Consider the following 21447-nt stretch of genomic DNA (forward strand, 5'->3'; position numbering starts at 1 on the left):
AGTAAGCCCCACTGATTAAAGTTTCACTTTATGTTAAAATATGTATTGGAACTAATTATATAGGAGGACTATTTTGGAGATTATATTCACTTTCATATGTATTATATTAGTAGCTTCTATTTTACAAACAAGTACAGGTTTTGGCTTTTCTATTATGGCAACACCTTTCTTACTCATGTTATTTCTACCACAAGAAGCTATACAAATAAATATCATTTTATCATTAATTATTTCCATATCGCTCATTTGGAAAATAAAAACAGACATTGATTTTATTCTACTGAAAAGATTAATTTTCGGAAGTATAGTTGGTGTTCCTTTTGGAATATTAATTTTCATTTCCATTAACATCAACACATTTAAATTAGCAATTAGCATCCTACTTTTACTATTAACGTTGATGCTAATATGCAACTTTAAAATTCAATCAACAAAATCTAGAGATTTCATAGTTGGTGGATTATCTGGTCTATTAACGACAAGTATCGGTATGCCAGGACCTCCCCTGTTACTTTATTTTACAGGAACTGATACAAAAAAAGAGAAGTTACGAGCAACTACTTTAGCTTTTTATCTATTTATATATTTCATTAGTCTACTAACTCAAATACTCTTTACTGGCACAAACAAAACAATTTGGCAATCAAGTTTTTATGCAATCCCAATTGTTTTTTTAGGTTTGTATATAGGTCAAATTATTTTCAAATGGCTTAATCAACGGATTTTTAAAATATTTACGTACATCCTTTTGAGTTGCACGGGTATGTATCTTCTTATTGAGAGTTTGTATTTATTATAAGTAAACTCTTCAAGACAATAGATGCTTTAAATTGTACAAAAACTCATAGATTTAAACGATAAAAAGCGGCTATTATGCCGCTTTTTATATTCACTTATACTAACGTTTCATCACAAACCTCTGTTACATTTTTAAAGTATTGCAAGTTCTCCTTCACTTCAGCTTCGTTAAATAAATTGAGCTGCTTCATTATTTCAGCAGCAAATTCCACGTACGCAGATCCTACCGCGGTTATGATTTTCCCATCAACGGTTACATCTTTATTTTGTTTATATTCCCATTCATGTAAATGCGCTAATTGTTTTTCATCTGGTGTTAATGATGTTGAGAATTTCTTCTTATTAAGTACTCCTGCTGCATGTAGTAATGATGTCCCTGCACAAATACCTGCTATCCATTTATTTTGCTTATGTAATTCATTCACGATCGATAACAATTGTTCATTTTCTAAATGATCAAAAATAAACTCGCTATATTCACTTCAAATTCTGCAAATCCATCGAATAAAAAGATTAAAGCTTTTTTCATATTATCTCCTCCTTCTATACTTATTCGAAAACAATCATATTTCTCCTCCAAAAAAGGCAGACCTACATGAAGGTCTGCCTTTTTATTCATTTCTTATTAAGTCCTTTTTCACTTAAAAACTCTTTCATATGCATTCTTTTTTCTTTAGCCATAAACGAACTCATTGATTCTGTCCATGTTACGTTTTTCTTGTTTGCTGATCTTTCTTTGTAATACGAACTCATCGTTTCATCGTATTCGTTTAGTAATTCATCATATTTCTTTTCATCATACCCATTTTCATGTAGAATTGCCGCTACTGGTAAACGTGGTTTCACTCCATGATTTTCATCTGGTACACCAACTGTCATTCCGAATATAGGATATACTTTATCTGGTAAATGAAGCAATTCACTTACTTCTCTCGGGTTATTACGAATACCACCAATATAACAAATACCGTATCCTAACGATTCTGCTGCTAACGCTAAGTTTTGCGCGAACAGTGAAGCATCTACCGTCGCAACGATAAAGTCTTCTACTCCTTCATGCTTAATCTCTGTACCATGCTGTTCACACGCCATTTCAAGTCGTTTTAAATCTGCACAACAAACAAAGAATGCTGCGCAGTCTTTCACGTGACGATTTCCGGATAGCTCTGCTAGTTTAACCTTTAAGTCTTGATCTGTTACATATATAACAGAATACGCCTGTACAAAATGCGAGGAAGCAGCATGCTGCGCAGCTTGCACCATTCTTTCTATTACATCTTTCGGAATTGATTCTTCTTTATATTTACGAACTGAAACGTGTTGCTCCATTGTATGTATGATCTCATTCATGAAAAACACTCCTTTTTTCTCTTCCTAATGAAAAATTAACATATCTTTTCCAATATTCACAACTTATAAGCACAAAAAGAGCAATTCTTTTTGAATTGCTCTTTTTAAAACGTCTATCAATACGGTGCATGAAATTATATCGACGATTATTTAAATATATCAGCGATTTTTCAGATATATCGACGATTCGACAAGGGATATCGACTTACCGACAAATAACGACAAATTCACTCCGAATTATTCCTTATCTTATTACGCTGTTTTCAAAACTTTAACACCTTTTACGATATTCCAAATGAAGTAATAAACCCCTACAAGAATGAATACTGCATATGTGATCATCATTCCAATTCCAGCACCATCAGATTGATTGAAGCTTAAACCATATATGCCTGATACTGCTAATCCACCAAATAAAACCGCATACGGGAAAACATGTGACCAAAATGCTTTTTTCGCGTGATATTTCACTTCATCCTCCGCAATGAAGTACACGATAATTGGCAGTAAAAATGGTGCAAAAAAGATACTAAAGTAACATAGTGAAGATAATATATTATTTCCTTTCATCCGATTCACCTCTAAATAGTTTTTGTTATCTTCATTATGTCAGGAATGCATTCTAGAAACTATCGCTTTGCCTTTCAGGAACATGACATTTTTGTAAGATTTTCCGCAAAACAATCCCGCCTGGACTTCCAGACGGGATTATTTTTCTCTATATTCGATTCATAAACCAATATTGCGTAATAGCAAAATACTCTCGTATATTCGATGGAATAACAATTCGCTTCGGCGTTTCGGCCGGAAGACCTTCTAATTGTAAACCTTGCTTTGCTGCTATTTTTTTCGCTCTAAACATATGGAAATCGTTTGTTACGATCATCCCTTTTTTCATATTGTCCGGAATTAAAGGTTTTGAGAATGTAATATTTTCATCTGTACTCGTTGACTTATCTTCCATTATTATGCGGTCTTCTGCAATTTTTAGTTTCATTAATCCATTTTTCATTGCTAATGCTTCTGAAATATCTTCTCCTTTTCCTTTCCCTCCAGACACGATAGCAATTGTTTTCTCATGTGATTGTAAATACTCAGCAGCTTTATCAATACGATATTGCAAGGAGTATGATGGTTTCGTCCCGTTTACTTTCGAGCCTAATACAATTATATAATCAGCATCATAGGCCGCATTCATTTGCCCATGCTTATAAATGTTATATTGTAAAAATCCCGCATAAACAGCGCAAACCATTATAATCCCTATCATATACTTAATTATTTTCTTCTTTTTCATATCCATATTCTCCTATGTTCTTTGCTTCTTTCATGATAATATCCATTTATTTGTTTGTATACAGACAAATTCCAATTCAGTCTAATTTATCCTCTGGAAAGTAATATTTATATTTCTTTCGGGAACAGTAAGTACAACTTTGCACGAAGGAGTGTCTCTATTGCTTCTCTTTTTATGTAACGTATCGTTCTTTTTCATCTTATTTTTACTATCACTTAAAATGCTCGGTAAATCAGCTTTAGCACAACTAACTCCTCATGATTTTGGTGCTATTATCTTTTTATCTTATTTAGCTTTTCAGGCCATACCAGTCTCTGGTGCTTTGCAAGCTTTTCTCGGTATGGTCGTTATTACATGTTTGCATTTGCTTCTTACAAAATTAAGCTTACTAAACAAACTAAATCGTTTCATTCTCGGACATCCTATCATTTTAATTAAACATGGTGATATTATTTTTGAGAACTTACAAAAAAGTAGATATCCAATCGCTGAACTTCTTTCTAACCTTCGCGTCGCGGGATACCCAAGTGTTCACGAAATTGAATACGCTATTTTAGAAGCAAACGGAGCCATTAGTATTTTACCAAAGCGTGAGCTTGTACCATTAACTCCAAAAGATTTGAACATAGATGTTACGTATGCCGGATTACCAATTGCCCTTATCGTTGATTCGCAAATTCAATACGATAACTTAAAGTTAATTCATAAGGACGAAAAATGGTTATATAAAGAATTAAAAGAAAAGGGCATCACTAATATTAAAAGCGTTGCTTTCGCGTCTGTTCAAGAAACAGATGGATCTTTTGCGATTAGTTTAAAAGAGTAAAAAATCCCCTTACTTACTCAAGGGGATTTTCTTCATTATATCGCTTCTTTCTCTCCCGCCATATTTAATGGAACAGGATGTTTCATACGATTCATCGTAAATACAATAATCGCTGTCAATAATTCAGCTACTGGCATAACGAGCCAAATTCCGTTTATCCCAAATAATTTTGGCATAATCCATAATAATGGAATAATAAATAGTAACCCTCGGCTCATTATAATCAGCACTGATTTTGTCGTTTGTCGCACGGATTGGAAGTACTCTCCATACACAATGTTATAGCCTAAAAATACATATTGGATAAAGAACAAGCTAATACCCGTTAATGTTAACTCCAATAACTCTGGAGATTGGACATCAAAGAGACCAATAATATATTTCCCGAAGAATAATCCGACAATTATTGCTACGCCCCCAAGTACTACCGCAATTTTTACAGCAAACTGCAATCCTTCACGTAATCTTTCTGCTAAATTTGCACCGTAATGGAAACTAGCGATTGGCTGTAACGCTGCTCCAACGCCGAAGAATAATAGTAATGTCATCGCATGAATACTATTCACCATCGCATAAGAAGCGACTCCTACTTCTCCTGCATATTGAACGAATGTAATATTAAAACCAATCGTAACAATCGCTACTGTACTTTCTGCTGTAAAGCTCGGGAAACCTATGATCATAATTTGTTTAACTGTATCCCATTCAAAATGGAATTTCGTCCATTTTAAAATACTACTTTTTCTAAAGAAGTGCGTTAATAATACAAGGAAACCAATCGCTGCTGAAAGAATAGTCGCTGAAGCCGCACCTGTTATGCCCCATCCAAAGATGAAAATAAAGATATAGTCAAACACTATATTTAATACAGCCGTTACAACTAGCCCTGCCATTGCTAAATTAGGATTTCCATCATTTCGTATAAATGTACTTAAAATATTTTCTAAAACGTATATCATTCCAAATGTTAATAACACGTGTAAATAGTCTAACGCATACGGTAAAATCACTTCGTTTGCACCGAATAAGTATGCTAAATCTTCTATTCTCCATAAGCAAAGCGCTGCTAACACACCTACGATAATTACTGCTACCGTCATGGATTGAGTAAAAATAGATCTTGCCCTATCTAATTTATTTTCACCTAGTGCAATGGAATATAACGTTGCCCCGCCCATTCCAATCCATAATGAAATAGAGAAGAAAATTGAAAACGCTGGAATAGCCACGTTTACTCCTGCTAATCCGTTTGCTCCAACTCCCCTACTAATCATAACCGCATCAATCACAATATTAACTGACATTAACACCATTCCTAGAACGGCTGGTATTAAATAAGAAATAAATAAACTTTTTATCGGTTTTTCTCTTAACTTTTCTGTTGTTTCCATCATATAAATGCTCCTTTTTCAATGCTCTGTTCACAGTTTAAACCTTCAAGTTACTTGAAGGTCAATAGAGAATTAAAAAATAGGTAACTTAATTATCATGTTTGGAGCCAATTTGTAATGATACGCGTCCTACAACTTATTGCTTTGTTTTTTCATTATAGGAATTTGAATTTCTGTTACTTGCTCCTCTGGATTGTCTGTTACAGACCAATCAATTAATGCAATCTCAATCGCATCTCCACTTACTTCGTATCCTTCTTGATTAATATATTTCATTAACTTCTTATATGTTTCATCCGTTTCTTCATATGGTCCATGATGATATACACAGGCAAACATGCCTTCTTTAATTTCATCTGAACTATGTATTTGAAAAGGCATGTAATCCAAAAGAATAAAAACACTGCTATATGCTTGAAACTCATTTTGCATTAATCCTTTTTTCGCAACTGTTACACCGATATCTCCAGAAAATAAGCTATCATCCATTTGTTTCATATTTTTTTGCAACGAATGAATATAGTACTCAAACATATCATCCGTCGTATTCGGGGCAACCGCAATTGCTGTAATTTTTCGCTGCGAGATCTCTTTAATTACCATTTGTTCAGCTTTTGCTTTTGTCGCTTCCTTAATTAAATGAATTTTATGTTCCATTTTCGCCAAAGCATACTCAATTTCTCTTTGTTTTTTCAACATCATTTCTTGTTGTTTTTCCAATAAATTGAGTGCGTATGCCGGATTTCTTTCATCAATATATTTCTTAATTTCCTTTAATGGAATATTTAATTGGCGTAAAAATTTAATCGTATCTAATAGTGAAAATTGATCGATCGTATAATAGCGATAATTTGTTTGCGGGTCCACAATGGACGGATGAAAAATCCCCTTTTCATCATAATAGCGTAAAGTAGATTCCGCTATATTTTGCATTTTTGCCATTTCTCCAATTGTAAAACGTTTATTTAATAACATATACCCTTCTCCAATTCATTAATAGCGTAGCCTTATTTCTTCTTATTATATAGTGATTCCGATACGATAAACTTAACTAAATCTATACAATTCAATCAAATTTACACAAGTTAGTGCTTCATCGTGTTCTCGCAGCCCCAAAGGGACGAGGGGTATAACACTCCACACGAGGCAGTATCGTTACCTCCTATTATCAAGCATTTATTTTACCCATCTTGATAAATTTATCGCAGCATTTACATCCCTATCGTGATGGCTATTGCAGGAAACACAACACCACTCACGTATTTTTAAACTCCACTGTCCTTCTGATTGAACTGAATGGTCGTATTTTACGCCGCAACATGAGCAAATCTTGCTTGAAGCGAACCATTTATCAGCTTTTACATACGCAACGCCGTACTTCTCACACTTGTATGATAAACATTGAAAGAAGAAGTTTAATTTTTGAAATGAAAATGCTTTCGATAGTTTTTTGTTTTTTAACAGGTTTGAGATAGATAAGTCTTCCACAACAATCCTCATTGGTTTGGTTTTCACCAAGTTAGCTGTTGCTTGTTGGATATGGTTATTTCGGATATTCATAATTTTCCTAGATAACCGCAGGTGCTCACCTTTCGCTTTTTCATATCCGGCAGATTGAATTTTTACACCTTTTTTAAATCTCCTAGACATATCTCTTTGCGCTGACTTTTTCCTTTTCAAAAGTTTTTTAACCTTAGCATCTTTGTTTATATTTCGTTCTTTCATACCATTAGAAGCTACAAACAGCTCTTTTAATCCAACATCCACACCAATCGACTCGTTCGTTAGTTCTTGTAATTCAAAGTCTTTTTGGAACCCTACACTAATCCACCAGTGACGACCATCAAAGGTAACTCTTGGATTGGATGGTTTTTTGTTTCTTGGTAGTTGTTGGCTTGTTTTCACTTCTCCAATAGACTGAATATGAACTACTTTCTTTCCTATAATCAGCCTTTCATAATTGGCATAAAATCCTTGGATTACATCTTTTTTGGATTTATAAGAAGTGTGAGAACCATTTTTGTACTTTTCGAACGAATTTTTCCTCGCCTTGTCAAAATCTTTTGAAGCCTGTTTAGGAACCTGTGCATTGATGTCATGTAACCACTCATATCTCTTTCGCTTCTTGATCTTTGTAAATCGTTTCTGTAAATCTAACTGTGAAACAAATTTCCCAAATAGCTTATAGTATCTATCACTCATTCTTTTACAATAGTTATAAGCAAATCTTGCAGCACCAGCATGGTTTCTAAGCACTTTTTCTTGTTCAGGCGTTGGAATCAGTCTGACCTTCTTCGCCAATATCATCAGAATGTAACTCCTTTAATGAAAGATTTGTTCTTCTGAATAGTAGCGTGTTCCACCAGCATTCTCCTGAGACTAATCGGATGCAAACCTGTTAATTCTGATACTTGACTAACTCGTGAAAATTTCATTATTATTCTCACCTCATTGAATCTAAAGTAGCACATACGTTCGACAAATTCAATGAAGTTTGATAGATTCAATAAAATTTATCTTGTTCAACTAAGGATGCAATTCCTTAGCCAGTTCTCTTATGAACTTCTCCTGTTTTCACATGAGCGCAGACTATATGTTTATCTACTTAGAGATAGAGGATTTTTCCACCACCATAGGCTTGTGATGTACTCTCGTCAGTTATACAAAATAGTCGTTGAACATTCATCTTATCAATATTAACTTAGATGATTCGATGCGGAAGACCCATTGTTCTAATGTTTAGGATTTAACCTTGCACGATCTGATTGATTTTTTCTGCTTCGGCGACATTCACGCTCGCTATTTCTAGCCACGTTGTAGTTCAATCAGCTTTAGGGATTGCCCGCCGTTAACCCTCACTACTAGCCAATCACTTAACTAGTACGGCTTACTGATATATTTAATTAACTTTCGTTATACTTGGTTAAATACATCGTAACAGTTAGTTACCCTCCATACCTAAATCGAATCCTATCATGAAAATCTGCTATTTTTTCATTGATTTTTCATACATTTTATTATATATTAATTACAGGTTCAAATTACGAGTTCAAAAGAACTTGTAATCAGACCTTTGTTTAATGGGTTTTACATATTTTCATTAGGCAAATTCCGAGAAATCGTATGATAAAAATAAAAATGATGAGGAGAGGATCCGATGGATTTCGAATTTTTCTTTCAAATTGCACTTATTTTATTAAGTACAAAGCTTGCTGGTGACCTTAGTGTTAGACTAGGTCAACCTTCTGTACTCGGTAAATTAATTGTCGGTATCGTTATCGGTCCAGCTATATTAGGTTGGATTGAAAATTCAGAGCTTCTAACACAATTAAGTAATGTCGGTGTTATTCTTTTAATGTTTATGGCAGGACTTGAAACAGACTTAGAGGAATTAAATGCAAATCGTAATTCTTCTTTAGCTGTTGCACTTGGAGGTATCATTCTACCATTCGTAGGTGGTTACGTTTCTGGTCTTGTTATGGGAATGGAACAAGGAAATGCTGTATTTTTAGGATTACTTCTATGTGCGACAAGTGTTAGTATTTCCGTACAAACACTTCGTGATTTAGGAAAGATGAAAACACGTGAAAGTACAACTATGCTTGGCGCAGCTGTATTTGATGACATTCTTGTTGTTATTTTATTAGCATTTGCAATGAGCTTCTTAGGTACAGACGATGTTAACTTAACAATGGTTATCTTGAAGAAAGTTGTATTCTTCGCTTCTATTATTTTAATCGGATGGAAAGGTGTTCCTGCGATTATGCGCTGGTTATCACCACTACGCGTATCTGAGTCTATCGTGAGCGCGGCTCTTATCATCTGTTTCTCATTCGCATATTTCGGCGAACTATTAGGAATTGCTGGTATTATCGGTGCTTTCGCCGCTGGTATCGCTATTTCTCAAACGAACTACAAACATGAAGTAGAAAAGAAAGTAGAACCAATCGCTTACGCTATGTTCGTTCCAGTGTTCTTCGTTAGTATCGGTATGAATATTACATTTGACGGTATTGGCAATCAAATTTGGTTCATCCTAGCATTAACAGTAATCGCTGTATTAACGAAACTAATTGGTTGTGGATTTGGTGCACGAATGACTGGATTTGACGCTAAGTCTTCTGCAATTATCGGTGCTGGAATGGTTTCTCGTGGTGAAGTTGCACTTATCATCGCAGGAACAGGACTTTCTTCAGGTCTACTAGCACAAGATTACTTTACAGCTATCGTTATTGTCGTTATTTTAACTACAATGATTACACCACCAATGTTAAAATACACTTTTGGTGCAAAAGATAAAGCAATGAAAGCAAGTAAATAAGTTTAATAAAAAAGGAGATTGCTATCTTATAAGATAGCAATCTCCTTTTTCGTTTTATCTTTAAACAATTTTATTCGTTTTTAACCATTTTTCAAAAATAATTCGTGCTTCTTCATCATCAATATCATTACGAAATGAATACACCATAATGCCGTAATCATCTATATATTCACCTAGCTTCATTTTCTCCACTTTCTTATAAAAATTGTCTACCTCATAGTGCGGAATATAAGCGTCCCAAACTGGTTCATTTATTCTTTTGTACGCCGTCACTTCTAAATCGTATCCATCTTCATAATACCCGATGTGATAATGTTGACTAGGGTCATATTTCTTCATAAAAGTTCCCTCCCTTTGAAAATTTATCATATTTCACATAATAAACAAAAGCGAGCTGTATATTACAGCTCGCTCGATTCATTAAATACGTTCCATCGCCGTCTTCAACGTTCCAACAACAAAGGCAATTTCTTCACTTGAAATAACAAGTGGTGGTGCTAATGTTAAGACGTTATTATATCCTGCTGTTGTCATGCCGTTTCGTCCAATAATTAAACCTTTTTCTTTACAAGCATTTACAACACTTGCAATTTTGTCGTTATCAATTGGTTCTTTCGTCTCTTTATCATTTACTAGTTCGATTCCAACTAGTAGACCTTTCCCTCTAATATTCCCAACAAGTGGATGCTCTCCAATTTCTTCTTTTAATTGCTCTAATAAAAGCGAGCCCATTTGTGCAGATCGCTCAATTAAATTTTCATTTTCCATAATCTCTAAGTTTTTAAGCGCTAATGCACAAGCTGCAGGATTTCCACCAAATGTATTAATATGACGGAAGAATTCATATTCTCCCTTCCCTTTAAATGCTTCATATATTTCTTTTTTCACAGCTGTCGCTGATAACGGTAAATATGCGCTCGTAATCCCTTTTGCCATCGTAATAATATCTGGCTGAACGTCATAATTCATAAATCCAAATGCTTTTCCTGTACGTCCGAAACCGCAAATCACTTCATCACTAATGAGCAAGGCACCGTGTTTTTGACACGTTTCATGAACAGCTTTCATATAGTCTTGTGGCGGCATTAAAATGCCTCCGCCCGTAATAATTGGTTCCATAATAAAAGCTGCAATCGTTTCACTTAATTCCCATGTCATAACGCGATCTACTTCTTTTACACATTCTACATCATAAATGTTCTCTCTTTCTATTCCAGGCATACGATAACAATCTGGCGGCGTTACATGTAAAAATCCTGAAGCAAATGGCTCATATTGATATCTACGTTGTGCTTGTCCCGTCGCTGCCATCGTTGCCATTGTATTCCCATGATACCCGCGGTAACGTGACATAAATTTATAACGATGCGGTTCACCTTTTTGAGCATAGTATTGTCTTGCTATTTTAAAAGCTGTTTCGTTCGCTTCCGAGCCACTATTAGAGAAGAAAATAACATACTCTCCTCCAAGCCATTCATTTAATTTTTCTGCAAGCTTTATAGCCGGTTCATGCGATTGTGACATTGGAAAGTATGATAATGTTTGTAATTGCTTATAAGCCGCCTCTGCGAGCTCTTTTCTGCCATATCCACTATTCACACACCAAAGACCACTCATACCATCTAAATATCGTTTTCCTTGTATATCTTCAACCCAGCACCCTTCTGCTTTTGCCCCTACCATTGTACTATTTGGACTAAAGGGACGCATTCCGTGCCAAACATATTGCTCATCTTTTGCTAATAATTCATCAGTCTGTTTCGTTTTCATCATTTCTTCCACCTTCCATAACAACTTATTTTTCACAAAAGCTGCGCTGGTGCCATGATGATTTAATTTTCTCCCTGCTTATTTTCATTCCACAAAATTAAGACAAAATCCTACTTACAATACAGTAATATTTACAAGAAAAAAAGAGCTTTTCTTATATATCGAAAAGCCCTTCTCTTTTTAATGTGACGATGCATCACTAACACCATGACCTGTATTAGATTTCACAAGAATCTCATCAAATTTCGCAACATCTTCTTTCTTACTAGATAACACGGTTCCTAAATATGCTGCAAGGAATCCAAGCGGAATTGAAATAATTCCAGGTGTCGTATATGGGAATATCGCTTCCCCAACAAATATAGCTTTTCCAGCTACAGGGTTCCAAACATTTGGACTTAAAGCTACGAGAACAATTGCTGATACAAGACCAACGACCATACCCGAAATGGCACCTGTTGTATTGAAGCGCTTCCAATATATTGTGAATAATATAACTGGTAGATTTGCACTCGCTGCAACTGCAAATGCCAATGAAACTAAAAATGCCACGTTCAATGTTTGAGCAAATAACGCTAGTATAATGGATAATACCGCTACTCCAATAGACGCATAGCGAGCCATTGACACTTGCTCTTTTTCCGTTGATTTCCCCTTGCGAATAATTTCATTATAAAAATCATGTGCGAATGCTGATGCTGCTGTTAATACAAGTCCTGCCACTACAGCTAAAATAGTTGCAAAGGCAATTGCTGAAACGAAAGCAAATAAGAAATCTCCACCTAACGCTTTAGCTAATAAAGGTGCTGCCATATTACCAGCAGGGTTTGCTTTCATAATCGCCTCATTCCCTACAAATGCTGCTGCCCCAAATCCTAAGAAGATTGTCATAATATAAAATGCGCCAATTAACCACGTAGCGTACACAACAGATTGCCGTGCCGTTTTTGCATCACGTACTGTAAAAAAGCGAACAAGAATATGTGGTAATCCGGCAGTACCAAGAACTAGTCCTAAATTTAAAGACAGTGTATCAAGACCATCCTTATACTTTACCCCTGGATTTAAAAATGAATCTTTTAATGGCGTAGCTGTTTTCATTTGAGCGAACATTTCAGTCACACTAAAATTAAATTTTGAGAAAACGATAACAGAAATAATAAATGTACCAGCCATAAGTAATACAGCCTTAACAATTTGTACCCAGCTCGTCGCAGTCATTCCGCCAAAAATAACGTACACTGTCATTAATGTACCAACGATTAAAACGGATGTCGTATATTCGATCCCTAATAATAATTTAATAAGTGCACCAGCCCCAACTAATTGTGCAATCATATAAAAAATCGAAATCGTCATTGTATTAAGCGCTGCAACGCCGCGAACTTTTTTCGCATCAAAACGTGCCGCAATCATATCCGCTAACGTGTACTTCCCTAAATTTCTAAGCGGTTCTGCAACAAGGTATAGAACAACTAAATAAGCAACTAAAAAGCCGATACTATAAAAGAATCCATCAAATCCAGTTAATGCGATCGCCCCGGCTATACCAAGAAATGACGCAGCAGACATATAATCTCCCGCAATGGCCAGACCATTTTGCCAACCAGTTAATCCCCCTCCAGCTGTATAAAACTCACTCGCATTTTTCGTTTTCTTCGATGCAAAATAAGTTATGACGAGTGTACCAAGAACGATGATTAAAAATAATGCAAAAGCGGTTACATTCAAAGTTAGCCCCTCCCTTTTTGCATATCTTGTAGAATTTTTTGCGAGATTTTATCAAAGGATTCTGCTTTCTTGCTATAAATCATACATAATGACCACGTCATGATAAATTGCGCAAATGCAAACACCCATGCCCACGTAACATCCCCAAATGCTGGTGTATTGAGCACCTTTGAATACGATGTTAAAATAGGTAATGCAATAAAAAAGCTTAAAAAGAAAATACTCATCGGAACGATAAACTTCTTTTTCGTATTTAATAGCAATTGAAATTCTTCTGACTGAACAATCTCTGTATAATTCACTTCATTTTGTAACTTACGTGCTGATGTATCATCTCTTTTCATTCCCATTCCCCTCTCTTACCGAAAATACAATTCCCCCTTGTATACCTAAAGACTAAATTTTATAAATATTCAGAAACTTATTTCTATTTTAGACAATCCATACATTCCTGCAAAGATTTTTCGATAGACATTTTTCGCCAATTTCTCCTAAGTTTTTAATATACTTTTTCAACATAAAAATTACGCACTTCAATTCCTCACCAGTCAAGCTTTACAGGAAGTTATCTTCCATCTAACTTCCTCATATTTGCCGGATTGTGAGGCGGGAGTTTTACCACCCGGCAAATTTCCAAATAAAAAAAGTAGTGCTTATCGCACTACTTCTGTCTTTTTCTCTTTTTCTAAATTACGAGCTGTTTCACTTAATTCAACGTCTTTCCCATCTTTAAGTGTTCCAAATATGAAATCGAATACTGGATTTGAAACACCAAACCAAAACTTTTCATTTTTATAATGGTGTAATATGTGCTGTTTTTTTAGCCACCTTCCAAACTTAGTGAACGGACGAATCGGCTTATGTGCAATATAATGTTTCCATTCATAAACGAGAAGCATGATAATCATTCCAATTCCGAATGAAAGTGTAATAGTAGCACTTTTTGTTATACCATATGCTATAAGTAAATATATAGTAAAGCTAGGTATACTAAACCATACAGGCAAAAACAATAGTTTTAAATCATCTGGATATACATGATGATCATAATGTAATCTTCTTAACATTTTTAATAAAAATACGTTTTTAGGTGGCTTTAAATGGAATAAAAACCGATGTGTCATATATTCGTTAAGCGTATAAAAAACAATCCCAAACAAACACGCGAACATACCGATCCATGTAAAAAATTGCATTTTTAAAATAATGATGAAAATAAATAAAATACTATACATAATAACGATATCATGTTGTAAAAAGAACTCTTTCCCCACTCTCTTCATCTTCCTTCCCCCTTTTCCAAAAAAACAGCCGCAACATATCGTTACGACTATTTCTTCTATTTTTTATTTTATTCTATTCACTTTACAAATTTGCCTGCTGCTCTATTGTCGAGAAAAAATTGTTCGATCCAAATATATTTTGCTTTGGAATAATATGTTCCACCGCAAACACTGTTACTTCTCCTCTTTGTACCTCTCCAATAATGAGCCCAAATATTTCATGATTTAGCGCAAACGTTGGTTGCTTTGTTTGCAGTAATCTTGCTGCATTATGAAATACCGCTTCATATAGTGGATTCCTATCAGTAATTTCTTTTCGGATTTTGGGTGCTAACGTAATAATAATTTCTTTTCCGTCAATAGTGGTTCGATACATAAAAATCTCCCCTTCAATCTTATGTGAACAACTGTAAAGCTTTGTATGCAAAATGGATAGAATATCCTACTAAAATAATACCGGCTCCCGCTGTTATATAGCCAAGTGCTTTTTGCTTTAATAAAGTTCTGCCAAAATGGACAGAAAAAGCAATATTTAAATTCCATAAAATAATGCCAACGATAATACAAAGACTGTATAAAAAGGCTTCTTGTTTCGTTACCTTCGTAAGCAATGAGCTAAGTGTACTTCCGTATATACCAAACCAAAAAACAAGGTTTAATGGATTGGATATCGCAATTAAAAAACCTGCCATAAACGATTGTTTAAGGCCACCTACCTCTTCCTTTTTATATTCCATATTCGAGTGGGAAATTCCTTGTTTTACACTTTGAAATCCTAAATAAAATAATAAGAAAAACCCTGTGCAATACATAAAAGCTTGTACATATGTATACATAAACACAGAAGATAAACCGAAATAAATGAGAAGCATAAACAAAATATCTGCAGTCATTCCACCAATTCCAACAACCCATGCATGCCAAAAACCTCGTTCAATTCCTCGTTTTAACATTTCAATATTAATCGGACCTACTGGCGCAGCTAATGAAATACCTAATACAATTTGTTGTATAATCGCTCCAAACATCGCTCTATCCTTTCTACTTCCTTTACTATTAAGTAATGATGTAATGATTAAAAATAGACTAGCTTTCATCAAAATATTTACTACTAAAATACCCTTTTTTATCCAAAATATGCAAAAGAGCCATCTGGATGATGGCTCTTACTTTTCTAACTTATGAAGAAAAGGACATTTTCCTTTTATCGGCTCTACATCGTCTCCTATGAAGTATTGTTTCCATTCGCGATGATCTGGATCACCATAATGACTAATGTTAGGGTGTTTCGGCAGCTGATCCCACTTTTCAACTCGATCTCGGACCGTTTGCCTTGAATATGCTCCTTTAGGGCGATCCCCTTCTAATCCATCAAAGATGGTACGCGGTTGAAATCCAATAACGAGAGAATTTCCTAAATGCCTAGTTTTTCGTTGTTTATAAGCTGGCGCATTTCCAAATGCGAATATCGGTTCACCACCAAATGAAAATTCCCATAAGTAATGGTCTGGGTCTTCAGGAATTTGCTTCGGCCATGTTTGGTCATCGTTTTCATGTAAATATTGTAGTACTTTCCAAAAGTAATCACGATAATATTCCAGTGATTGTTCCTCACATTCCGGTTCCACAAAAAGAAAGAATCCTCTTCTTACAATTGGGCGCTCTTTCATTAACTCTAAAAAAGATAACATTGTATGTGGCAAATGACTCCAATCAGTATGAGAGAGAAATGAATAACGAAGTTCATTCTTTTTCAAAGCTGTTAAGCCGAAATAACATGGGAAAGTTGGTTCTAGCACGACACTCGAAAAATTTTGAAATTCTTTTGCAACCCAATTTGGTATGTCAGTTCTCGTTCTCATTCCTTCATTATCTAATAAATAAGACTCATTCATTCTTTCTTTCACCTCATTATGTATAGCATTCAATTAAGAATATTACATACTCGGCCTGTCCTATACCTATTTAAAAATTCGGCTGAAAAATTATTTAAAAATACAAAAAAATAAAATCGCTTACTTGACTAATTTCTACCAATTCGTGTATATTTAAATTAATCATTTAGCAGAATATTCAAGATTATAGCATTTTTAGTTTATATTATCTTTCAAATGAATTTCACTAAATGAAAAAAAGCAAATGTTTTTAGGAGGAATTGTAACATGCAAGGAAAAGTAAAATGGTTTAACAACGAAAAAGGTTTTGGATTTATCGAAATGGAAGGCGCTGACGATGTATTCGTACATTTCTCTGCTATTCAAGGTGACGGCTACAAAGCTTTAGAAGAAGGTCAAGAAGTATCTTTCGATATCACTGAAGGAAACCGCGGACCTCAAGCTGCTAACGTAGTAAAACTTTAATCCAACATATAACAGGAGGTTACCTTACTTGGTAACCTCCTTTGTTATTCCTTTGTATATTTCCGTTTTACAGAGCAAAAACTATGTGAAATGCGCAATATACAAAGGAGGAAGTAATAATGGGATCAGAAGTAAATGATTTTGAAGAAGTGAAATTCCGTGTAGAAACAGCACAAAAAATGGTAGGATCAGCGACAATTTCAATGGATCCAGATACATTAGAGCATGCGACTACTGCTGTAGAAGCCGCTCGCTCTCAGCTTGAAATTATGAAATCTGTTGCGACAGATTTAGATGAGCCATTTTTAATGAATGAGGAAAAGAAATTAAGTAAATGCGAGCATCAACTAAACGAAGCAAGACACTAAAAAACATCCAGAGAATTTTCTCTGGATGTTTTTTCATGATAACTGTTCCCCATACTTTTTCAATGTTTCTCCAACTGTACATTGCCTAATACAAAATGAATGAGCGTAATACTTACTATTTGTCTTTCGATTATGTTCTCGCAAGAAACATCCTTCACAATACGTTTCTAATAAGTCATTTACCTCTGTAATGAGTTGCTTTTTATCCACCTTTGCACCTCTCTATTCGGTTATTTCTTTATGACTATCAATGACTGTTCCTTCTAATGCTTGCGTAGCTAATTGATGCGCTTCTTTATTTTGTTTTCTAGATATCGGCTCACATACAAGTTTTAATTTCATTTGCTTCGCTTTTTGTTCAATTTGATCTAAGTAATGATTTAAATGCTCATCATAACAAGGCCATTCTCCAGCCAATTGCTGCAGTACAACTTGAGAATCGCCGCGAAGTGTAACTGCTTCATACTTAATTCCGAATTCCTCGAGTATATTCATGCCATATAGTAATGATGCATATTCCGCTTCATTATTATCATATATACCTTCTATATATGCGTTACGGCGAATTCGGTATTTTGTATTTCCTTTTTTATAATATACACATATACCTACTCCAGCTTCTTTCGTCTGTACATCATAACCGCCATCAAAATAAACGAGGATTTCTTGGGGCTCTTCCTCCACTTGTTTACTCAGCTTTTTCATTTCCTTTAATGACCATTCTGCATCCATTTCATCATAAAATGATAGTTCTTTCACTCTTCCTGTTTTCTCGAAATCCTCTGCAAATTGCAATACATCTTCTATGTTCATATAATCTGTCGTTAATTCCGTCTGCAATCCGCTCTTTGTTTTATACAGCCAATGAATTTTATATTTCATACTAGATTCCCCTTATATAAGACTTCTTATATGTAGTCAGCTAATGAAAGCCTCACTTTATTTTATTATATTGTATCAAGAGTCACAGCATTATATTCAATATGATTACATACAAAAAGAGCTATCCCTATAGGAATAGCTCTTTCATCTATTGCATAAATCTTTCAAATTGTACTCGTTTATTAATCCAGTACATTACAGGCATACCAATTGCCATGACAACAAATTCACCGACGGCACATGTTAACCAAGTCAACATAAATGGTAAATCAAATGCAAGATGAAGTTCAATTGCAATCATAAACATTGTAATTGTAAAAATAACTGTATTAAAAATCATACGAGCCCAAACACCTTTAATAAATCGCATAGAAATAATCGTTGCAACTAATGCAAGAATAGATTGCCCTACTCCAAATACTAAATCGTAAGCGATCATGGGTGAGAAAAAGAGATTTGTTAAAAATACACCTAATACAATTCCGTAAATTGCTTTCTTATTAAATACAACAAGATGATTAAACATCTCTGAAATACGAAACTGTACACTCGTAAAGCCAAATGGCTGAATAAGCATAGAAACAGCAATATATAATGCCGCTAAAATACCATTACCGACTAATGTTCTTATATTCATGACAAAATCTCCTTAGTTTTTTTACGTGGGATGGTTTCGAACCACGTTATTCGTTTTTTAAGCAACAAGAATATATTCTACGCAATACACACTCTCTCGTCAATAGATTCCTATCATTAACTACCTTTTTTCTTTTAGACAACGTATAATAAAACATATGAAAGTTTTAGGAGGTTTCACTTCATGACAGCAACAATTCAAAATGAAAAAGTGATCGTTTCCATTTCTGACAAAGGTGCAGAATTACAAAGCGTTCGCTTAAAAGAAGATAACACTGAATACTTATGGCAAGGCGATTCTACTTATTGGGGGCGCCGCTCACCAATTTTATTCCCAATTGTCGGCCGATTAGTAGATAATACATACTACGTAGATGGTAAACCATATTCTTTAACACAGCACGGCTTTGCTCGTGATCTTACATTCTCTGTACAAGAACAAAGTGAAACGAAAATCACTTATATTGTAACTAGTAATGAAGAAACATTAAAAAAATACCCATACGAATTCGAATTACTCGTTTCTTATGAGCTAGACGGACAAATCGTTCATGTAACATATGAAGTAAATAACCCTACTTCAAAAGAGATGTTCTTCTCAATCGGAGCACATCCTGGTTTCAACTTCCCCTTATTAGAGGGCGAATCATTTACAGATTATCATTTATCATTTAATGGTTCTGAACGCTTAGAAACAAGCGTATTAGAAGGACCTTACCTTTCAAGTAAAAAACAATTAATCGCTGAAAATACGAATGAATTACCACTTACATACGATTTATTCAAAAATGATGCGCTTATTTTTGAAAATATGAATACGGATGAAATCTCTATTCGTTCTCATAAACATAATAAATTTGTAAAAGTAGAATTTGACGGATTCCCATTTGTCGGCGTATGGACACCAGGCGAAAACGCACCTTTCTTATGTATTGAACCTTGGTACGGGATTGCTGATGAAGTAAATCCAGCAAAAGATTTCAAGGAAAAAAAAGGAATTCAATCTTTACAAGCGAATGAAACATTTACATGTCGTTATAGTATTACAATCGGCTAAGTTACTCTATCCCCTACTTCAAAGAAACATATAAGTAGGGGATCATCTTATAATTTGGAGGTTTCTCACTTTGATTGAAGTATATATTGATGGTGCATCAAAAGGAAATCCTGGTCCTTCTGGTGCTGGAGTGTTTATTAAAGGGGTGCAACCAGCTGTACAATTATCATTGCCCCTTGGGACAATGTCCAATCATGAAGCAGAATACCACGCTTTACTTGTAGCATTAAAATATTGCACGGAGCATAATTATAACATTGTCTCTTTTCGTACAGATTCGCAACTTGTCGAGCGAGCTGTCGAAAAAGAATACGCAAAAAATAAAATGTTTGCACCACTATTAGAAGAAGCATTACAGTACATAAAAAGTTTCGATCTCTTTTTTATTAAGTGGATTCCAAGTAGTCAAAATAAAGTTGCTGATGAATTAGCTAGAAAAGCTATCTTACAAAATTAACGGGGGTATGAGTGTGAAAAAAGATTGGGTTGCTCCTCTTGCTTTATTATTTGTCTCTTTTATTTGGGGAGCTACATTTGTTGTCGTTCAAAATGCTATGTCTTTCGTTGGTCCATTTACTTTTAATGGTATTCGCTTTTTATTCGCTGGAATTATTTTATTATTCGTTCAAATGATTTTCTCAAAAAAATCTTCAAAACAAGATATAAAACAGAGTAGTCTCGCTGGATTAATCGTTGGATTTTTTTTATGCGTTGGCTATGTATTACAAACATTCGGCTTACTTTATACAACTTCTTCAAAAGCTGGTTTCTTAACAGGTCTTAGTATCGTTATGGTACCCATTTTGTCTTTTATCTTTTTAAAACAAAAAGCTACCATTTTTATCGTAATGGGCATTGCTGTAGCAACAGCAGGTTTATACTTATTAACTGCTGGTGATTCTTTTCAATTAAATATTGGAGATATACTCGTTCTCGGTTGTGCAGTTGCTTTCGCTGCCCATATTCTTGTTAACGGCTTCTTCTCTAAGAAAATATCACCTTTATTATTAAGCACGTCGCAAGTATTAGCTGTCGGTATGTTTTCTTCTATTTGCGCCTTTTTGTTTGAAGATTGGGAAAAATTATTTTCAGTAGCACTATGGACGAATTCTTCCTTTTTATTCGCTCTATTTCTAACTTCCCTATTTGCGACATCCATTGCTTTTTTTATTCAAACATCAGCACAAAAACATACGTCTCCAACGAGAGTAGCAATTATTTTCGCAATGGAGCCTGTTTTTGCTGCATTAACAGGCGTTCTCGTTGCAAACGAACAACTTTCTATTTCTGCTATTATCGGATGCCTATGTATTTTCCTAGGCATGGTTTTTGTTGAATTACCTTCCAAAACAAAAAAAGAAGCGCAGGCTGCGTGAA

General features: G+C 34.7%; 26 protein-coding genes, 1 pseudogene and 1 riboswitch. Of the genes and pseudogenes, 8 read left to right on the top strand and 19 right to left on the bottom strand.

The features are described 5' to 3' along the window. Window positions 1-73 precede the first annotated feature (73 nt). On the top strand, window positions 74-799 hold the full coding sequence (locus tag ACLBWW_RS06970; protein WP_098630473.1) for a sulfite exporter TauE/SafE family protein: 726 nt from the start codon (window positions 74-76) through the stop codon (window positions 797-799). A gap of 94 nt (window positions 800-893) precedes the next feature. Here the strand turns inward: ACLBWW_RS06970 and ACLBWW_RS06975 are convergent. From ACLBWW_RS06975 to ACLBWW_RS06990, 4 genes and pseudogenes are all read right to left on the bottom strand, one after another. Next, window positions 894-1327, bottom strand: a pseudogene (locus ACLBWW_RS06975) (DJ-1/PfpI family protein). An 86-nt stretch (window positions 1328-1413) separates the two neighbouring features. Continuing rightward, entirely contained in the window at window positions 1414-2148 is a 735-nt protein-coding gene (gene nfsA, locus ACLBWW_RS06980; protein WP_048543417.1) for an oxygen-insensitive NADPH nitroreductase, read from the bottom strand. A 252-nt stretch (window positions 2149-2400) separates the two neighbouring features. After that, a complete protein-coding gene (locus tag ACLBWW_RS06985; protein ID WP_048543418.1) occupies window positions 2401-2718 on the bottom strand; it encodes a DUF4870 domain-containing protein in 318 nt (105 codons plus the stop codon). 148 nt (window positions 2719-2866) lie between these two features. Continuing rightward, window positions 2867-3445: a YdcF family protein gene (locus ACLBWW_RS06990; RefSeq protein ID WP_048543419.1), complete on the bottom strand. Its 579-nt coding sequence runs from the start codon at window positions 3443-3445 to the stop codon at window positions 2867-2869. Window positions 3446-3605: 160 nt separating this feature from the next. Between ACLBWW_RS06990 and ACLBWW_RS06995 the strand changes: the two genes are divergently transcribed. Further along, entirely contained in the window at window positions 3606-4271 is a 666-nt protein-coding gene (locus tag ACLBWW_RS06995) for a DUF421 domain-containing protein (RefSeq protein ID WP_000923941.1), read from the top strand. Between the two features lie 35 nt (window positions 4272-4306). On the opposite strand, the gene ACLBWW_RS07000 is transcribed toward ACLBWW_RS06995, so the two are convergent. From ACLBWW_RS07000 to ACLBWW_RS07015, 4 genes are all read right to left on the bottom strand, one after another. Beyond that, window positions 4307-5662 (bottom strand): MATE family efflux transporter, encoded by a 1356-nt coding sequence (locus ACLBWW_RS07000; protein ID WP_098977517.1) that lies wholly within the window; start codon window positions 5660-5662, stop codon window positions 4307-4309. A gap of 129 nt (window positions 5663-5791) precedes the next feature. Next, complete coding sequence (locus tag ACLBWW_RS07005) at window positions 5792-6637, bottom strand: MerR family transcriptional regulator (protein WP_048543420.1); 846 nt, start codon at window positions 6635-6637, stop codon at window positions 5792-5794. A gap of 201 nt (window positions 6638-6838) precedes the next feature. Then, window positions 6839-7969, bottom strand: coding sequence for an RNA-guided endonuclease InsQ/TnpB family protein (locus ACLBWW_RS07010; RefSeq protein ID WP_098721069.1), 1131 nt, complete (start codon window positions 7967-7969; stop codon window positions 6839-6841). Continuing rightward, a complete protein-coding gene (locus ACLBWW_RS07015) occupies window positions 7969-8097 on the bottom strand; it encodes a hypothetical protein (RefSeq protein WP_255256191.1) in 129 nt (42 codons plus the stop codon). Before ACLBWW_RS07015 ends, ACLBWW_RS07010 begins: the two co-directional genes overlap by 1 nt. A gap of 722 nt (window positions 8098-8819) precedes the next feature. Between ACLBWW_RS07015 and ACLBWW_RS07020 the strand changes: the two genes are divergently transcribed. Next, window positions 8820-9983 carry a cation:proton antiporter gene (locus tag ACLBWW_RS07020; RefSeq protein ID WP_048543422.1) on the top strand — a complete coding sequence of 388 codons (1164 nt, stop codon included), beginning with the start codon at window positions 8820-8822 and terminating at the stop codon, window positions 9981-9983. Window positions 9984-10043: 60 nt separating this feature from the next. Here ACLBWW_RS07020 and ACLBWW_RS07025 read toward each other — a convergent pair whose 3' ends face one another. From ACLBWW_RS07025 to ACLBWW_RS07060, 8 genes are all read right to left on the bottom strand, one after another. Then, window positions 10044-10352, bottom strand: coding sequence for a DUF3986 family protein (locus tag ACLBWW_RS07025; protein ID WP_223265741.1), 309 nt, complete (start codon window positions 10350-10352; stop codon window positions 10044-10046). A gap of 51 nt (window positions 10353-10403) precedes the next feature. Then, complete coding sequence (locus tag ACLBWW_RS07030; protein ID WP_062822007.1) at window positions 10404-11753, bottom strand: aspartate aminotransferase family protein; 1350 nt, start codon at window positions 11751-11753, stop codon at window positions 10404-10406. 180 nt (window positions 11754-11933) lie between these two features. After that, window positions 11934-13484, bottom strand: a complete 1551-nt coding sequence (locus tag ACLBWW_RS07035) for a solute symporter family protein (RefSeq protein ID WP_048543439.1) — start codon at window positions 13482-13484, stop codon at window positions 11934-11936. 2 nt (window positions 13485-13486) lie between these two features. Continuing rightward, window positions 13487-13828 carry a DUF485 domain-containing protein gene (locus tag ACLBWW_RS07040; RefSeq protein ID WP_000817357.1) on the bottom strand — a complete coding sequence of 114 codons (342 nt, stop codon included), beginning with the start codon at window positions 13826-13828 and terminating at the stop codon, window positions 13487-13489. A gap of 309 nt (window positions 13829-14137) precedes the next feature. Next, window positions 14138-14767, bottom strand: a complete 630-nt coding sequence (locus tag ACLBWW_RS07045; protein ID WP_000832138.1) for a sterol desaturase family protein — start codon at window positions 14765-14767, stop codon at window positions 14138-14140. 82 nt (window positions 14768-14849) lie between these two features. Then, entirely contained in the window at window positions 14850-15143 is a 294-nt protein-coding gene (locus ACLBWW_RS07050) for a hypothetical protein (protein ID WP_000286360.1), read from the bottom strand. A gap of 19 nt (window positions 15144-15162) precedes the next feature. Beyond that, window positions 15163-15795, bottom strand: coding sequence for a LysE family transporter (locus ACLBWW_RS07055; protein WP_000466560.1), 633 nt, complete (start codon window positions 15793-15795; stop codon window positions 15163-15165). A 138-nt stretch (window positions 15796-15933) separates the two neighbouring features. After that, the gene (locus ACLBWW_RS07060) at window positions 15934-16662 is read right to left on the bottom strand and encodes a YqcI/YcgG family protein (protein WP_048543442.1); all 729 of its coding nucleotides are present in this window, start codon (window positions 16660-16662) and stop codon (window positions 15934-15936) included. A 267-nt stretch (window positions 16663-16929) separates the two neighbouring features. Here ACLBWW_RS07060 and cspB point away from each other — a divergent pair, with 267 nt between their 5' ends. Further along, complete coding sequence (cspB, locus tag ACLBWW_RS07065) at window positions 16930-17127, top strand: cold shock-like protein CspB (RefSeq protein WP_001161731.1); 198 nt, start codon at window positions 16930-16932, stop codon at window positions 17125-17127. A 119-nt stretch (window positions 17128-17246) separates the two neighbouring features. Next, window positions 17247-17495, top strand: a complete 249-nt coding sequence (locus ACLBWW_RS07070; RefSeq protein WP_000534395.1) for a DUF2564 family protein — start codon at window positions 17247-17249, stop codon at window positions 17493-17495. Between the two features lie 33 nt (window positions 17496-17528). Here the strand turns inward: ACLBWW_RS07070 and ACLBWW_RS07075 are convergent, their stop codons facing one another. From ACLBWW_RS07075 to ACLBWW_RS07085, 3 genes are all read right to left on the bottom strand, one after another. Then, window positions 17529-17705 carry a zinc-finger domain-containing protein gene (locus tag ACLBWW_RS07075; RefSeq protein WP_000358801.1) on the bottom strand — a complete coding sequence of 59 codons (177 nt, stop codon included), beginning with the start codon at window positions 17703-17705 and terminating at the stop codon, window positions 17529-17531. Window positions 17706-17717: 12 nt separating this feature from the next. Further along, window positions 17718-18377, bottom strand: a complete 660-nt coding sequence (locus ACLBWW_RS07080) for a ribonuclease H family protein (protein WP_048543444.1) — start codon at window positions 18375-18377, stop codon at window positions 17718-17720. A 148-nt stretch (window positions 18378-18525) separates the two neighbouring features. After that, a complete protein-coding gene (locus ACLBWW_RS07085; RefSeq protein ID WP_048543446.1) occupies window positions 18526-19014 on the bottom strand; it encodes a QueT transporter family protein in 489 nt (162 codons plus the stop codon). Between the two features lie 6 nt (window positions 19015-19020). Further along, a riboswitch (PreQ1 riboswitch) is annotated at window positions 19021-19065 on the bottom strand. A gap of 132 nt (window positions 19066-19197) precedes the next feature. Between ACLBWW_RS07085 and ACLBWW_RS07090 the strand changes: the two genes are divergently transcribed. From ACLBWW_RS07090 to ACLBWW_RS07100, 3 genes are all read left to right on the top strand, one after another. Beyond that, window positions 19198-20070 carry an aldose 1-epimerase family protein gene (locus tag ACLBWW_RS07090; protein ID WP_048543448.1) on the top strand — a complete coding sequence of 291 codons (873 nt, stop codon included), beginning with the start codon at window positions 19198-19200 and terminating at the stop codon, window positions 20068-20070. A 70-nt stretch (window positions 20071-20140) separates the two neighbouring features. Beyond that, window positions 20141-20527, top strand: a complete 387-nt coding sequence (locus tag ACLBWW_RS07095; protein WP_048543450.1) for a reverse transcriptase-like protein — start codon at window positions 20141-20143, stop codon at window positions 20525-20527. Window positions 20528-20540: 13 nt separating this feature from the next. Continuing rightward, the gene (locus ACLBWW_RS07100) at window positions 20541-21446 is read left to right on the top strand and encodes a DMT family transporter (protein WP_048543452.1); all 906 of its coding nucleotides are present in this window, start codon (window positions 20541-20543) and stop codon (window positions 21444-21446) included. Window position 21447: the final 1 nt, after the last annotated feature.

The sequence above is a fragment of the Bacillus sp. M5A3_1b genome (genome assembly GCF_053345335.1).

Excerpts from the sequence above, each read along its gene's own strand:
- ACLBWW_RS07055 (WP_000466560.1), bottom strand. The coding sequence starts at position 15,795 with ATGTTTGGAGCGATTATACAACAAATTGTATTAGGTATTTCATTAGCT.
- ACLBWW_RS07090 (WP_048543448.1), top strand. The coding sequence starts at position 19,198 with ATGACAGCAACAATTCAAAATGAAAAAGTGATCGTTTCCATTTCTGAC.
- ACLBWW_RS07025 (WP_223265741.1), bottom strand. The coding sequence starts at position 10,352 with ATGATAAATTTTCAAAGGGAGGGAACTTTTATGAAGAAATATGACCCT.
- ACLBWW_RS07000 (WP_098977517.1), bottom strand. The coding sequence starts at position 5,662 with ATGGAAACAACAGAAAAGTTAAGAGAAAAACCGATAAAAAGTTTATTT.
- ACLBWW_RS07060 (WP_048543442.1), bottom strand. The coding sequence starts at position 16,662 with ATGAATGAGTCTTATTTATTAGATAATGAAGGAATGAGAACGAGAACT.
- ACLBWW_RS07030 (WP_062822007.1), bottom strand. The coding sequence starts at position 11,753 with ATGAAAACGAAACAGACTGATGAATTATTAGCAAAAGATGAGCAATAT.
- ACLBWW_RS07040 (WP_000817357.1), bottom strand. The coding sequence starts at position 13,828 with ATGAAAAGAGATGATACATCAGCACGTAAGTTACAAAATGAAGTGAAT.
- ACLBWW_RS07010 (WP_098721069.1), bottom strand. The coding sequence starts at position 7,969 with ATGATATTGGCGAAGAAGGTCAGACTGATTCCAACGCCTGAACAAGAA.
- ACLBWW_RS07085 (WP_048543446.1), bottom strand. The coding sequence starts at position 19,014 with ATGAATATAAGAACATTAGTCGGTAATGGTATTTTAGCGGCATTATAT.
- ACLBWW_RS07080 (WP_048543444.1), bottom strand. The coding sequence starts at position 18,377 with ATGAAATATAAAATTCATTGGCTGTATAAAACAAAGAGCGGATTGCAG.
- ACLBWW_RS07050 (WP_000286360.1), bottom strand. The coding sequence starts at position 15,143 with ATGTATCGAACCACTATTGACGGAAAAGAAATTATTATTACGTTAGCA.
- ACLBWW_RS07070 (WP_000534395.1), top strand. The coding sequence starts at position 17,247 with ATGGGATCAGAAGTAAATGATTTTGAAGAAGTGAAATTCCGTGTAGAA.
- ACLBWW_RS07045 (WP_000832138.1), bottom strand. The coding sequence starts at position 14,767 with ATGAAGAGAGTGGGGAAAGAGTTCTTTTTACAACATGATATCGTTATT.
- ACLBWW_RS07020 (WP_048543422.1), top strand. The coding sequence starts at position 8,820 with ATGGATTTCGAATTTTTCTTTCAAATTGCACTTATTTTATTAAGTACA.
- cspB (WP_001161731.1), top strand. The coding sequence starts at position 16,930 with ATGCAAGGAAAAGTAAAATGGTTTAACAACGAAAAAGGTTTTGGATTT.
- nfsA (WP_048543417.1), bottom strand. The coding sequence starts at position 2,148 with ATGAATGAGATCATACATACAATGGAGCAACACGTTTCAGTTCGTAAA.
- ACLBWW_RS07005 (WP_048543420.1), bottom strand. The coding sequence starts at position 6,637 with ATGTTATTAAATAAACGTTTTACAATTGGAGAAATGGCAAAAATGCAA.
- ACLBWW_RS06990 (WP_048543419.1), bottom strand. The coding sequence starts at position 3,445 with ATGAAAAAGAAGAAAATAATTAAGTATATGATAGGGATTATAATGGTT.
- ACLBWW_RS06985 (WP_048543418.1), bottom strand. The coding sequence starts at position 2,718 with ATGAAAGGAAATAATATATTATCTTCACTATGTTACTTTAGTATCTTT.
- ACLBWW_RS07015 (WP_255256191.1), bottom strand. The coding sequence starts at position 8,097 with ATGAAATTTTCACGAGTTAGTCAAGTATCAGAATTAACAGGTTTGCAT.